Source organism: Bradyrhizobium sp. USDA 372, from assembly GCF_053629095.1.
In genome coordinates this window covers 2,568,178-2,580,590 of record NZ_JBRJHR010000001.1, presented here as the reverse complement: position 1 = coordinate 2,580,590, position 12,413 = coordinate 2,568,178, and the positions used below count along the sequence as shown (strand labels likewise).

Genomic DNA, 12,413 nt, shown 5'->3' with positions numbered 1-12,413 from the left:
CGGTTGCGCGAATTCCGGAAGAATGTGACCCGTAGTTGTACGGATGCCCGCGTTAGGAGTTTGCTCACCGGATTCGCGTCAAACGAGTAGTGGAATTTTAGCAAAGGCGGATGCTGCGATGTCGCTCAACCCCACGGAGCCGAAGTGGTCGCTGCGGTTGCCCGCCGATTGCAGCATTGCGGCGATCCGCAATGTCTATGATCTCATTCGCGAGGCATTCGGCCGCCAGGAGCGGCTCGAGATCGACTGTTCCAGCGTCGACAAGGCCGACGTGACCTCGATCCAGCTTCTGCTGTCGACCGCCAAGACCGGCGAGGCCCAGGGCCGTCCGGTCGTCCTGACCTCCTTTTCACAATCTTTGCGCAACACCCTTCGCCGCGCCGGCTTCGCCAGCGAGGCGATGATCGATCAGCATTTCCCACAAAAGAAAGATGGCACCTGATGGCCACGATTTTGACCGTCGATGATTCTCCCAGCATTCGGCAAATGATCAAGGTCGTGCTCGAGCCGGCCGGTCACAACGTGATCGAGGCCGGCGACGGCGCGCAAGGGCTCGCCAAGGCGCAGGCCGGCAAGCTCGACCTCGTCATCACCGACCTCAACATGCCCGTCATGAACGGGCTGGAGCTGATCCGCGCATTGCGCAAGCTGCCGAGTGCGGTCGGCATGCCCATCGTGTTCCTGACCACCGAATCCAACGACACCGTGAAGCAGGAAGCCAAGAGCGCCGGCGCCACCGGCTGGATCACCAAGCCTTTCAAGCCTGAACAATTGCTCGCCGTGGTCGGCAAGCTGGTGCGCACATGAGCGCAATGGACCCGACCGAGGTCTTTCGTCAGGAAGCCAGCGAGCTCTTCGAAGTTCTTGAAGGCGCCTTGCTCGATCTCGGCCAGCGTCCAGACGACCGCGAGCTGGTCGATTCCGCCTTCCGCGCCCTGCACACGATCAAGGGGTCGGGCGCCATGTTCGGCTTCGACAAGGTCGCCTCCTTCACTCACGAATTCGAGACCGCCTTCGACCGCGTCCGCAAGGGCGAGATCAAGCCGACGCAGGAGCTGATCTCGGTCGCGCTCGCCGCCAAGGACTACATCCGCGCATTGATCGAGGATCCTCAGTCGACCGACGACATCATCGGCGAAGCCATCCTCGACGACCTCAAGCGCTTCGTCGCGGCCGACATGCCCGTCGCCCTTGAGGTCGAGGCCCCTCCGCTGGCGCCTGCCGAGAGCAAGCAGGCCGGCTGGCACCTCTATCTGGAGTTCGAATCCCACATCCTGCGCAACGGCTCGAATCCGCTCGACCTGTTGGAAGATCTCTGCAAGCTCGGTCCCTGCTTCGTCGTGCCCGTCACCGACGGCATCCCGTTCCTCGACGAGATGGATCCGGAAGACTGCTATCTGAAGTGGGACGTCAAGCTGCACGCGGCCTGCGACAAGGATGCGATCGACGACGTCTTCATGTTCGTCCAGGACGAGATGAAGCTGACGCTCTCGCCTCTGGAGCATGTTGAAGCGCCCGCGCCGGCCCCGCTGTTCCAGCTGCTCGACGAAGAGCCGGCGATGGCCGAAATGGCTGCGCCTGTGGTGGAGGCCATCGCCGAGTTGCCCGCCGCAAGGGCCGAGCCCGAGTTCGAGGCCAAGCCGGACGTCAAGTCGGACGTCAAGCCGGACGTCAAGCGCGAGGCGGCACCCGCCCGCCGCGAGGACGCCAAGCAAGAGCGTAGCATCGCCACCGTTCGCGTCCAGGCCGAGCGCCTCGACGAGCTGATGGACCGCGTTGGCGAGCTCGTCATCGCCCAGGCGCGGCTGACCCAGCTCGCCGCCTCCGGCTCCGACCTCTCGATCAAGATGATCGCCGAGGAGATCGAGCGCCTTGCCTCGTCCCTGCGCGACACCACGATGGGTGCGCGCATGGTGCCGATCGGCTCCTTGTTCGGCCGCTTCCGCCGCCTCGTGCACGATCTGTCGCGGGGTCTGTCAAAGCCGGTCGAATTCGTCACCTCCGGCGAGGATACCGAGCTCGACAAGACCATGATCGAGGCCCTGGCCGATCCGCTGGTGCATCTGATCCGCAACGCCATCGACCACGGCGTCGAGGACACCGCCACGCGCGCCGCCAGTGGCAAGACCGAGCAGGGCCGGATCGAGCTCGCCGCCGTGCATTCCGGCGCCCAGGTGCTGGTCACCGTGAAGGACAATGGCGGTGGTCTCAATACCGCGCGCATCCGCGCGAAGGCGGAAGAGCATGGGCTGATCGCAGCCGGTGCCGTGCTCAGCGATCACGAGATTCACCAATTCCTGTTCCACCCGGGCTTCTCGACCGCGCAGACCATCTCGGCGCTGTCGGGTCGCGGCGTCGGCATGGACGTGGTCAAGCGCACCATCGAGAACATGCGCGGCTCGATCGACCTGTCGACCCGCCCGGGCCAGGGCACCATTGTGACGCTGCGCCTGCCGCTCACGCTCGCGATCATCGAGGGCCTCCTGATCCGCGTCGGCGAAGGCCGTTACATCATTCCGCTGTCGGCGGTCGAGGAATGCGTCGAGCTGACGGCCGAGGACGAGCGTTCGCGCGGCCGCAACTTCCTCAACGTGCGCGGCAATCTCGTGCCCTTCCTGCGCCTGCGCGAGCTGATGGCCGCCTCCGGCGCGCCGGACCGGCATCAGAAGACGATCATCATCTCGACCGGCGAGACCCGCGTCGGCCTCGTCGCCGACCAGATCATCGGCAACCACCAGACCGTGATCAAGTCGCTGTCCAAGCTGCACTCCGACGTCACCATCTTCTCCGGCGCGACGATTCTGGGTGACGGCACGGCCGCGTTGATCCTCGACGTCGCGCAGCTCGTCGCAATGGCGCAGTCGAAGGTCGAGAAGCAGCATATCAGCGAGGCGGCGTGATGAACGACGGTTTGGCGGGCGAGCATCAGTCCGGCGCGATGCAGGTCGTGATGATCGGCCTCGGTGAGGAGAAGTTTGCGCTCGACGCCGGTCTCGTGCGCGAGATCATCGATCCCGTCCCCGTGACCAGGGTGGCCGGCGCGCGCGCCTTCGTTCCCAGCGTGATCAACGTGCGCGGCAACGTCATTCCGCTCGCCGACCTGCGCATTCGCTTCGGCATGCCGCAGCTCGACAACTCGGCCGACACGCGCATCGTCGTCATCGAGCTCGAGCTGGACGGAGAGCCGGTTCTGGTCGGCGTCACCGCCGACAAGGTCTACGAGGTCACGGAGATCTCGCAGACCGACGTGCAGCAGACGCCGCGCGTCGGCATGCACTGGAAGCCGGAATTCATCCGCTTCATCGCGAAGTGGCGTGAAGAGTTCGTCATCGTTCCGAACATGGAACGCATTCTGAATTGAAAGCAAATCCAATCGCAAGATTGAGGGGCTGAGGGGCTGCACATGCGATTTACGGTCAAGGCTAAGCTTGCAAGCGCGTTTGGCGTCGTCCTGGTGCTGTCCATGGCCGCAGGCGGCGTTGCGTACGTGAAGCTCAACGACATGATCGTCGCCGCAGAGGGGCTGGTCTCGCGTGCTTCACGAATAGCGCATGCCGCCGACCTTGAAAAAGGCATCCTGTTCCAGGTCCGCGCGGAAAAGAACGCGATCCTTGTGCCCGAGTCGGAATCCGAGAGGTTCCTCGCGGAGATCGCCAAGCTGCGCAGTGGTGTCCTCAAGACGAAGGACGAGATTTACGCGGTGGCGACGCCGGAAGGAAAGAAGCTTCTGGAACGGTTCGGCACCGCCTACGCCCGCATGAACGTGGTGGAAGACGACACGCTCAAGGTTGCGAAGACCGACAAGGTCAAGGCGACGGAGCTGTCGATGACGTCCGTCCGCAGCGCCGTTGGGGAATCGATGGAGGCTGCCGAGGCCTATATCGCTTACGTGAAGACGGCGATGGACGAGCAGACGGCCCATGCCCGCGAGGAGAGCAGCAGAGCGCAGTTCATGCTGATCGCATTCGTTCTCGGCTCGCTCGCGATCGGCATCATCGCGGCAGTCTGGATCTCCGTCAGCATCGCCCGCGGGCTTGGCCGCGCGGTTGGTCTCGCCGGCGCGGTCGCGGCGGGAGATCTGAGCCAGACCATCAACACCGGCAGCAACGACGAAATCGGAGATCTCGTCAAATCGCTCAACCTCATGGTCGAGAAGCTTCGGCAGATCGTCTCCGAGGCGCTCACAGCCGCGCAGAACGTCTCCGCCGGCAGCCAGGAGCTCTCGGCAAGCGCCGAGCAGCTATCGCAGGGCGCGACCGAGCAGGCCTCCTCGGCGGAAGAGGCGTCGTCCTCGATGGAGGAGATGGCGTCCAACGTCAAGCAAAACGCCGACAATGCCAACCAGACCGAGAAGATTGCGGGTCAGTCGGCGAAGGACGCGGAAGCCAGCGGCGCTGCGGTGAGCCGCGCGGTCGAGGCCATGCAGACGATCGCGGAGAAGATCACGATCGTGCAGGAGATTGCGCGGCAGACCGATTTGCTCGCGCTCAACGCCGCTGTCGAGGCCGCGCGCGCCGGCGAGCACGGCAAGGGCTTTGCCGTCGTCGCCTCCGAGGTGCGCAAGCTTGCCGAGCGCAGCCAGGCCGCGGCCGCCGAGATCGGCACGCTGTCGAGCGAGAGCGTGAAGGTCGCGCAGGAGGCGGGACAAATGCTGTCCAAGCTCGTGCCCGACATCAAGAAGACCGCGGAGCTGGTGCAGGAGATCACCGCGGCCTGCCGCGAGCAGGACGTCGGCTCGGCCCAGATCAATCAGGCGATCCAGCAGCTCGACAAGGTCGGTCAGCAGAACGCCAGCGCCTCCGAGCAGGTATCCTCGACCTCCGAGGAGCTCGCTTCGCAAGCCGAGCAGCTCCAGTCCACCATCTCGTTCTTCCGCATCGAGCATGCCGGGCGGGAGGAAGCTGCTTCGCCCGCGCCGATCGACCGCGCTGTCAGCCAGCTGCGGGCCAAAGCCGCGCACATGGCGGCGGCGGATCGCGGCACCAGGAAGCCGGCCCCCGTTCGCAAGCCGGCCCGTGCGATGAAGGTCGCCGGTGGCGGCGGCTTCGCCTTCGACATGCATGACGGCGAGGACGAGCGCGACGCCGAGTTCCAACGCTGATCAGCCGGTCCGGCTCTTACGCCGGACCGCATTCATTTGCCAACCTCCGGATCCCTGGACTCCATCATGGCCGCAACCTCGCAATATCTGACGCTCGGGCTCGCCGGCGAGACGTTCGGCATCAGCATCCGCAATGTCCGTGAGATCCTCGACATGCGGCCGATCTCGCGGCTTCCGCACGCCCCGAACTTCCTGCTCGGCATGATCGACGTGCGCGGCAGCGGCTATCCGATCGTCGACCTCCGGACCAAGCTCGGCCTGCCGAGCGTGCCGGCCACCGAAGCCACCCGCATCATCATCCTCGACGTGCCGATGAAGGACCGCCTGGTCGGCGTCGGCTTCGTCGCCGATTGCGTATTCGAGGTCACCGACATCGACGAGCAGGCGATCGAGCCCATCCCCGAGGTCGGCGGCAAATGGCAATCCGATTATGCCGCCGGCATCGGCCGCAAGGGCGAGAAGTTCGTCGTCATCTTCGACCTCGCCAAGCTGATGGCGAACGACAAGATTCCGGAAGGGCGCGACGCCGGTGCGGACGCGCCGCGCGCCGCCTGAGTTTGCGAGAGTGAAGCGTGGTCAAGCGTAAGCACCCCAATTCGAACCAACGAGACTGACATGAGATTCACCGTCAAAGCCAAGCTTGCCAGCGCGTTCGGCGTCGTCATCCTGTTATCCATCATCGCCGGCGCGGTCGGTTACATGAAGCTGGCCGACATGGTCGGCACCACCGAAAGTCTGGTGAGCCGCGCGGGCCGCATGGAGAAGGCCTCCGGGCTCAAGGAGGGTATCCTCTTTCAGCTTCGCGCCGAGAAGAACTCCATCCTGGCTTCGGACGCCGAATATGACCAGTTCGTCGCGGACCTCGCCAAGACCCGTGAGCAGCTGCTGAAGCTCAAGGAGGAAATCCACGCCGCGGCCTCGGAAAACGGCAAGAAGCTGATCGACGGCTTCTCTGCTGCGTATTCCAAGATGAATGCCTATCAGGATGAGACGGTCAAGCTGGCCAGGACCGACAAGGCCAAGGCGATGGATCGTTCGATGCATGACGGCCGCAAGGTTGTCGCGGACGCGCTGGACGCGGCCAACGCTTACATCCTGAACGTCAAGAAGAACATGGCGGACCAGGCCGAGCAGGCCAGGCAGGATGGCTCCCGCGCGGAGATCATACTGATGAGCCTGGTTCTCGCCTCGCTCGTGATCGCTGCCGTTGCCGCGACCTGGATCGCGCTCAATATCAGCCGCTCGCTGGGGCAGGCCGTCGGGCTTGCCGATGCAGTTGCGATCGGCGATCTCAGCCGCAAGATCGAGTCCTCCAGCAATGACGAGATCGGCGACCTCATCAAGTCGCTGAATGCGATGACGGTGAACCTGAATGCCACGGCGGCGGTCGCCAACGAGATCGCAAAAGGCAATCTCATGGTCGAAGCCAAGCCGCTGTCGGACAAGGACACGCTGGGTCTCGCGCTCGAGCGCATGGTCGAGAAGCTCCGGCAGATCGTGTCGGAAGCGCTGACCGCGGCGCAGAACGTCTCCGCCGGCAGCCAGGAGCTCTCCGCCAGCGCCGAGCAGCTGTCGCAGGGTGCGACCGAGCAGGCCTCGTCCGCCGAGGAGGCCTCCTCCTCGATGGAGGAGATGGCCTCCAACGTGAAGCAGAACGCGGACAACGCCAACCAGACCGAGAAGATCGCCGCGCAGTCCGCCAAGGACGCGGAAGCCTCCGGCGCCGCCGTGGGCCGCGCGGTCAACGCGATGCAGACCATCGCCGAGAAGATCACGATCGTGCAGGAGATCGCGCGCCAGACCGACCTGCTCGCGCTCAACGCGGCGGTCGAAGCCGCGCGTGCCGGCGAGCACGGCAAGGGCTTTGCAGTGGTCGCCTCCGAAGTGCGCAAGCTCGCCGAACGCAGCCAGGCGGCCGCGGCCGAGATCGGCACGCTCTCGGCCGATACGGTGAAGGTCGCGCAGGAGGCCGGCGCGATGCTGGCGAAGCTCGTTCCCGACATCAAGAAGACGGCCGAGCTGGTCGAGGAGATCACCGCGGCCTGCCGCGAGCAGGACGTCGGTTCGGCCCAGATCAACCAGGCGATCCAGCAGCTCGACAAGGTCGGCCAGCAGAACGCCAGCGCATCCGAGCAGGTGTCCTCGACCTCGGAGGAGCTCGCCTCGCAGGCCGAGCAGCTGCAGTCGACCATCGCCTATTTCCGCATCGAGCAGGGCGCAAAGAGCCAGGCGGCCGCGCCGATCGACCGCGCGGTCAACCAGCTGCGCGCCAAGTCAGCCACCATGGCAGCCACCATGGCGGCGGCCGAGCGTCCGGCCAAGAAGCCGCAGGCCAAGCCGGCCCGCACGCTGAAGGTCGCCGGCGGCGGCGGCTTTGCTTTCGACATGAACGACGGCGAAGACGACCGGGACGCCGATTTCCAGCGCTGATTGTCTTTGTGGGATCGGCCTCCCAATTTGGGGCCGATCCATCTTCAGTCATTGCGTAGACGTGTAGGATTCAAGATGGCCAGGATGGCCCCACATTCAGTGCAGGCGGTCATCCTGGACCGGAGCGTGTGGCCATGATGCCCGCCCTGCAGGATACGGCCGTGCATCTGTCCGACCGCCATTTCCGGACCATCGCCGAATTGATCGAGAGCCAGGTCGGCATCAAGTTGCCGCAGGGCAAGCGGCTGATGCTGGAGGGGCGGCTGCACAAGCGCGTGCGTGCGCTGAACTTCTCCGGCCTCAATGAATATGTCGACAACCTGTTCGAGGTTGATCATTTCGAGACCGAGCTGACCCATCTCATCGATGTGGTGACGACCAACAAGACCGACTTCTTCCGCGAGCCGCAGCACTTCACGTTCATGAGGGTCGCGGTCCCCGCTTTGCTCAGATCGCATGGACGCAAGGATGCCAACCTGAAGATCTGGAGCTCGGCGAGCTCCACCGGCATGGAGGCCTACACCACCGCGATGGTGCTGGACGACATGACGCGGAACGGCTCGCGCTTCCAGTATCGCATCCTCGGCACCGACATCTCGACGGCGGTGCTACGCCTCGCCAGGACGGCGATCTACACCCGCGACGTGCTCGCGCCGGTGCCGGAGCCGTTCGTGAAACGCTATTTCTCGTCCTCGCGCGACAAATCGCGCGGCGAAGTGCGGATCATACCCGAGCTGCGGCGCGTGACGCACTTCATGAGGATGAACCTCATGGACAAGTCCTATCCCGTCGATCGTGACGTCGACATCATCTTCTGCCGCAACGTCCTGATCTATTTCGAGCGCGAGACCCAGCGCAAGGTGGTCGAGCAATTGTGCGGCCATTTGCGTCCGGGCGGCTATCTGCTGGTCGGGCATTCGGAGTCGATGATTCACAGTGCGGTGCCCGGGCTGAAGCAGGTTCAGCCAACCATCTTCCAGGTCTAGGCGGAGCGCAACGACAATGCCGAGGGAGAAAGTTCGCGTGCTGATCGTGGACGATTCGGCGTCGGTGCGCCAAATCCTGCTGACGATCCTGTCCGAAGATCCCGAAATCGAGGTGATGGCGACGGCGTCCGACCCGTTCGTTGCAGCCAGGCGGCTCGAGAAGGAGCTGCCCGACGTCATCATCCTCGATCTCGAAATGCCGCGCATGGACGGCCTGACCTTCCTGCGCAAGATCATGGCGCAGCATCCGATCCCGGTGATCATCTGCTCCTCGCTGACGGAAGAAGGCTCGAACGTGATGTTCGAGGCGTTCGAGGCCGGTGCCGTCGACATCGTGCCGAAGCCGAAGATCGACACGCGGCAGGCGCTGCTCGAATGCTCGACGCGGCTGCGCGAGGCCGTGAAGTCGGCCGCGCGCGCCCGGGTGCGTCCACGGGCGGAGCGCCGCGCCATCGAGAAGAAGCTGACCGCCGATGCCATCATCCCGCCGCCGGTGCAGGGCAGGGTGCGGCCGACCACGGAACGCATCGTGTGCATCGGCGCATCGACCGGCGGCACCGAAGCGCTCAACGACGTCCTCGAGATGCTGCCGCCGCATTGCCCGCCGCTTCTCATCGTCCAGCACATGCCTGCGGGCTTTACCGCCGCCTTTGCCAGGCGTCTCGACGGCATCTGCCAGATCAGGGTCAAGGAGGCCGAGGACGGAGAGCCGGTGCTGCCGGGCTGGGCCTATATCGCACCCGGCGCGCGGCACATGCTGCTGCAGCGCATCGGCCTGCGCTACCAGATCGCGATCAAGGACGGCCCGCCGGTGTCGCGGCATCGCCCTTCCGTCGACGTGCTATTCCGCTCCGCCGCCCAGCATGCCGGCGCCAACGCGCTCGGCGTCATCATGACCGGCATGGGCGATGACGGCGCGCGCGGCATGCTGGAGATGAAGAAGCTCGGCGCCGCGACGCGCGCGCAGGATGAAGACAGCTCCGTGGTGTTCGGCATGCCCAAGGAAGCCATCGCCCATGGCGGTGTCGAGAAGATCGTTTCGCTGCACCAGATCCCGCGCGAGATCATGCTCTGGTACCAGGCCGGACATCCCGCGGTGGCAGGCTGACGGCAATGTCGCTCATTCCAGCCAATACGTTCACCGAGGCGATCGCAGGGATCGAGGGCGTCTCCTCGCGCATCGAGGACGTGTTCGCGCGCGTCGGCCACGAGCTCGGACGCGGCCATCTCATCTTCAAGGAGCTGAACCAGGGTCTCGCGGCGCTTTCCGCCGAGCTCTCCGGCGCAGAGATCGAGGGCGCCGCGACGGCGCTGCAGGAGATCGCTGCGCGGCTCAGCGAGCTGGCGCAGGCGCTGCCGGCCGAGACCGCCCTGCTCGAGACCATCGGCAAGAGCACGGCGGAGGCGTCTGCTTTGCTCAAGCCGCTGTTCAAGCACATCCAGATGATCACCATCATCGCCCGCAGCGCGCGGATCGAGGCGGCTTCGCTCGACGGCGATCGCGAGGGCTTCCTCGCCTTCACGCAGGAGGCTTACGATCTCGGCAAGGCGGTGCAGGGCGCGATCGAGGGCTGCGCGCGCGATCAGCAGCGGCTGTCCGAGGCGGTCGCCACCGCATCCGGCCGGCAGAAGGAGTTCGAGGGCCGTTACCGCAATCAACTGGCGGCGGAGAGCGCCGAGCTCGGCTCCGCCTATGCCGGATTGCGCGATCAGCGCAGCAACAGCAGCCATCTCGCCGATCTCGCGAGCGCCAGCACCAGGAAGATCGCCGAGGCGGTCGGCAGCGCGATCATCTCCTTGCAGGCCGGCGACAGCACGCGCCAGCGCCTGGAGCATGTCGCTCACGGCCTCAGCCTCGCTTCGGGGCCCGCCCCGAGCCTCGTTCCCGAACCTGTCGCGAGCGAGGACGGCGCGCGCACGATCTGTCAATTGCAGGCGGCCCAGCTCAGGGATGCCCAGCGCGAGTTCGGCGGCGACATCGGCCAGATCGTTCGCGCGCTGACCGCCATCCTGCACGATGCGGGCAGTGTCGTCGGTCATGGCCGCACGCTGTTCGGCGGCGAGGACGGCGGCGCGTCCTCGTTCCTGGCGCGCATCAAGCAGACGCTGGCGCACGCCTCGACGCTGATTACGACCTGCGAAGGCGCCGGCCGCTCGGTCGACGAGGCGCTCGCGATCGTCGAGGACACGCTGACCAAATTTCGCCAGGCGATCGCCGGGCTCGCCGAGGCGACCGTCGACATCACGCTGATCGGCATGAATGCGGGCCTCAAGGCCAGCCATCTCGGCAGCCGCGGCAGCGCCTTCGTCGTCATCGCCAACGAGCTGAAGGCCACCTCCGACCAGGTCTCGCTGGGCGCGGGACGCTTGAGGCCCGTGCTCGACGGTATCGAGCGCTCGGCGAGGGAGCTGAAGCAGCTCCGCGTGCAGGGCGATCCCACCCGGCTCACTCAGCTCGAGCCGCAGATTCTCCAGGCGCTGCGCGAGGTCGAGGCCGGCAATGAACGGCTCGGCAAGCTGATGAGCCGGCTCGTCGATGAAGGTGCGGAATTCGAGCGGCTGATGAATTCGGCGCAAGGCCTGATGAGCACGCTCGGCGAAGGTTCCGCGGCGTTGCCCGCGGTCGCTGCGCGGCTCGAGACCGCGAGCGCGGGCGGCCAGAAGCCGCGGCCGCAAGCGCAGGACGAAGCGATGCTCGATGCGCTGTTTGCGCGCTACACGATGGAGCGCGAGCGGGACGTCCACCGCCAGTTCCTGCAGACGCTCGGGCTGACCTCGGTTGCCACCGCATGCCGGGCCGAGGCTGTCGAGGCTGCCGACGACGGCATCGAATTGTTTTGACGGTGCTGCGGGCACCACCTCGCGGCGCCCTGCAGCAATTGACGGATTGGTTTTGCAGGGCATTAACCGTGGCGGAATGCTCGCCGTGTCGGTCATTGTCGCGCCTCGAGCTTCGTTGCAAATACGCATGGAAATCACGGGTGGATGTTTCCATGCTGAAAGAGGGCAAATACGCGGCGTGGTTCAGAACCGCGCACGCGCAAGGCACGGGTATCGTGCATCTGGCCCAGGGACGAATCTCGGGCAGCGACAGCTTCTTCAACTATGGCGGCTCCTATCAGTTCGAGGACGACCGGCATTTCACGGCCGTCCTGACCACGCGGCGACATGCCGACGGGCCGCCGACCGTGTTCGGGCTCGACGAGGTCGAGGTCGAGCTCTCCGGCGTCTATAGTGGTGCGATGGCGACCTGCTCGGGAACGGCCCGCGAAGCGCCCGACGTGAGCTTCGAAGTAACGTTGATCTACAGCCAGGAAGAGGCGCCGGCTCCCGACGCCCGGGGCGCGGTCGTCAAGCTCAAAGCCGACAAGCTGCCCAAGAGGCTCGACAGCCGTTCACGGCCGCGGCATCGGTTCACGACGGGTTCGCCGAAGTAAAACCGGATCGGCAACAATTCCGCGCAATTCCATTCGCGCCTGCCGCCCGGTTAGCATCGCATTGACGTTGTTGTCTCGAATTCGCGCTGCAGCAACTCTGCCTTTAGAAGCGAGAGCTATCCAGTCCGCGATCGATCGAGTGTGGTGGAAGAACATGCCTCAAATCTGGATGACATATGACGAGCTCGGCGCGCTTTGCGGCTGCGGTGCAACGGAAGCCCGGAACCGCGCCATCCATCTGTCGCTCGATCGTCGCAAGAGCCGCGACGGCGCAACGCGCGTCAAGCTCGATCTGGCACTGACGGCCAAGTTCTTCGCGTCGGTTCGCGAGGCGGATTTCGATCTCGACTGCGCCATTGAAGCGCTGCACGACACCCACCGCCAGATGGCCGAGCTCCTGGTTCCCTCCGGGCGTCACACGAGGCGCGGGGCGGCTTGAGCCGACGCGTGACGCGCCTG

The 12,413-nt window shown here is 65.2% G+C and carries 12 protein-coding genes; all 12 read left to right on the top strand.

Annotation, left to right across the window (positions count from 1 at the left end; genetic code table 11):
• Nucleotides 1-118 precede the first annotated feature (118 nt).
• The 12 genes from AB7M16_RS12305 (at nucleotide 119) to AB7M16_RS12250 (ending at nucleotide 12,393) form a co-directional block, all read left to right on the top strand.
• Nucleotides 119-442: an STAS domain-containing protein gene (locus AB7M16_RS12305; protein WP_271502006.1), complete on the top strand. Its 324-nt coding sequence runs from the start codon at nucleotides 119-121 to the stop codon at nucleotides 440-442.
• The gene (locus tag AB7M16_RS12300; RefSeq protein WP_100231554.1) at nucleotides 442-807 is read left to right on the top strand and encodes a response regulator; all 366 of its coding nucleotides are present in this window, start codon (nucleotides 442-444) and stop codon (nucleotides 805-807) included. Before AB7M16_RS12305 ends, AB7M16_RS12300 begins: the two co-directional genes overlap by 1 nt.
• Entirely contained in the window at nucleotides 804-2,900 is a 2,097-nt protein-coding gene (locus AB7M16_RS12295; RefSeq protein ID WP_453944056.1) for a chemotaxis protein CheA, read from the top strand. Before AB7M16_RS12300 ends, AB7M16_RS12295 begins: the two co-directional genes overlap by 4 nt.
• Nucleotides 2,900-3,361, top strand: coding sequence for a chemotaxis protein CheW (locus AB7M16_RS12290; RefSeq protein WP_260380468.1), 462 nt, complete (start codon nucleotides 2,900-2,902; stop codon nucleotides 3,359-3,361). Before AB7M16_RS12295 ends, AB7M16_RS12290 begins: the two co-directional genes overlap by 1 nt.
• A 42-nt stretch (nucleotides 3,362-3,403) precedes the next feature.
• Nucleotides 3,404-5,101: a methyl-accepting chemotaxis protein gene (locus AB7M16_RS12285; RefSeq protein WP_172785726.1), complete on the top strand. Its 1,698-nt coding sequence runs from the start codon at nucleotides 3,404-3,406 to the stop codon at nucleotides 5,099-5,101.
• A 66-nt stretch (nucleotides 5,102-5,167) separates the two neighbouring features.
• Nucleotides 5,168-5,656 (top strand): chemotaxis protein CheW, encoded by a 489-nt coding sequence (locus tag AB7M16_RS12280; RefSeq protein ID WP_100231558.1) that lies wholly within the window; start codon nucleotides 5,168-5,170, stop codon nucleotides 5,654-5,656.
• Between the two features lie 60 nt (nucleotides 5,657-5,716).
• A complete protein-coding gene (locus AB7M16_RS12275; protein WP_453944055.1) occupies nucleotides 5,717-7,531 on the top strand; it encodes a methyl-accepting chemotaxis protein in 1,815 nt (604 codons plus the stop codon).
• A 134-nt stretch (nucleotides 7,532-7,665) separates the two neighbouring features.
• Nucleotides 7,666-8,517, top strand: a complete 852-nt coding sequence (locus AB7M16_RS12270; RefSeq protein ID WP_453944054.1) for a CheR family methyltransferase — start codon at nucleotides 7,666-7,668, stop codon at nucleotides 8,515-8,517.
• 16 nt (nucleotides 8,518-8,533) lie between these two features.
• Nucleotides 8,534-9,625: a protein-glutamate methylesterase/protein-glutamine glutaminase gene (locus AB7M16_RS12265; RefSeq protein ID WP_260380464.1), complete on the top strand. Its 1,092-nt coding sequence runs from the start codon at nucleotides 8,534-8,536 to the stop codon at nucleotides 9,623-9,625.
• Between the two features lie 5 nt (nucleotides 9,626-9,630).
• Nucleotides 9,631-11,358, top strand: a complete 1,728-nt coding sequence (locus AB7M16_RS12260; protein ID WP_453944053.1) for a chemotaxis protein — start codon at nucleotides 9,631-9,633, stop codon at nucleotides 11,356-11,358.
• A 152-nt stretch (nucleotides 11,359-11,510) separates the two neighbouring features.
• Entirely contained in the window at nucleotides 11,511-11,954 is a 444-nt protein-coding gene (locus AB7M16_RS12255; RefSeq protein WP_172785731.1) for a hypothetical protein, read from the top strand.
• A gap of 154 nt (nucleotides 11,955-12,108) precedes the next feature.
• Entirely contained in the window at nucleotides 12,109-12,393 is a 285-nt protein-coding gene (locus tag AB7M16_RS12250; protein ID WP_172785732.1) for a hypothetical protein, read from the top strand.
• Nucleotides 12,394-12,413 lie beyond the last annotated feature (20 nt).

Excerpts from the sequence above, each read along its gene's own strand:
- AB7M16_RS12270 (WP_453944054.1), top strand. The coding sequence starts at position 7,666 with ATGATGCCCGCCCTGCAGGATACGGCCGTGCATCTGTCCGACCGCCAT.
- AB7M16_RS12265 (WP_260380464.1), top strand. The coding sequence starts at position 8,534 with ATGCCGAGGGAGAAAGTTCGCGTGCTGATCGTGGACGATTCGGCGTCG.
- AB7M16_RS12300 (WP_100231554.1), top strand. The coding sequence starts at position 442 with ATGGCCACGATTTTGACCGTCGATGATTCTCCCAGCATTCGGCAAATG.
- AB7M16_RS12295 (WP_453944056.1), top strand. The coding sequence starts at position 804 with ATGAGCGCAATGGACCCGACCGAGGTCTTTCGTCAGGAAGCCAGCGAG.
- AB7M16_RS12305 (WP_271502006.1), top strand. The coding sequence starts at position 119 with ATGTCGCTCAACCCCACGGAGCCGAAGTGGTCGCTGCGGTTGCCCGCC.
- AB7M16_RS12255 (WP_172785731.1), top strand. The coding sequence starts at position 11,511 with ATGCTGAAAGAGGGCAAATACGCGGCGTGGTTCAGAACCGCGCACGCG.
- AB7M16_RS12280 (WP_100231558.1), top strand. The coding sequence starts at position 5,168 with ATGGCCGCAACCTCGCAATATCTGACGCTCGGGCTCGCCGGCGAGACG.
- AB7M16_RS12275 (WP_453944055.1), top strand. The coding sequence starts at position 5,717 with ATGAGATTCACCGTCAAAGCCAAGCTTGCCAGCGCGTTCGGCGTCGTC.
- AB7M16_RS12290 (WP_260380468.1), top strand. The coding sequence starts at position 2,900 with ATGAACGACGGTTTGGCGGGCGAGCATCAGTCCGGCGCGATGCAGGTC.
- AB7M16_RS12250 (WP_172785732.1), top strand. The coding sequence starts at position 12,109 with ATGCCTCAAATCTGGATGACATATGACGAGCTCGGCGCGCTTTGCGGC.
- AB7M16_RS12260 (WP_453944053.1), top strand. The coding sequence starts at position 9,631 with ATGTCGCTCATTCCAGCCAATACGTTCACCGAGGCGATCGCAGGGATC.
- AB7M16_RS12285 (WP_172785726.1), top strand. The coding sequence starts at position 3,404 with ATGCGATTTACGGTCAAGGCTAAGCTTGCAAGCGCGTTTGGCGTCGTC.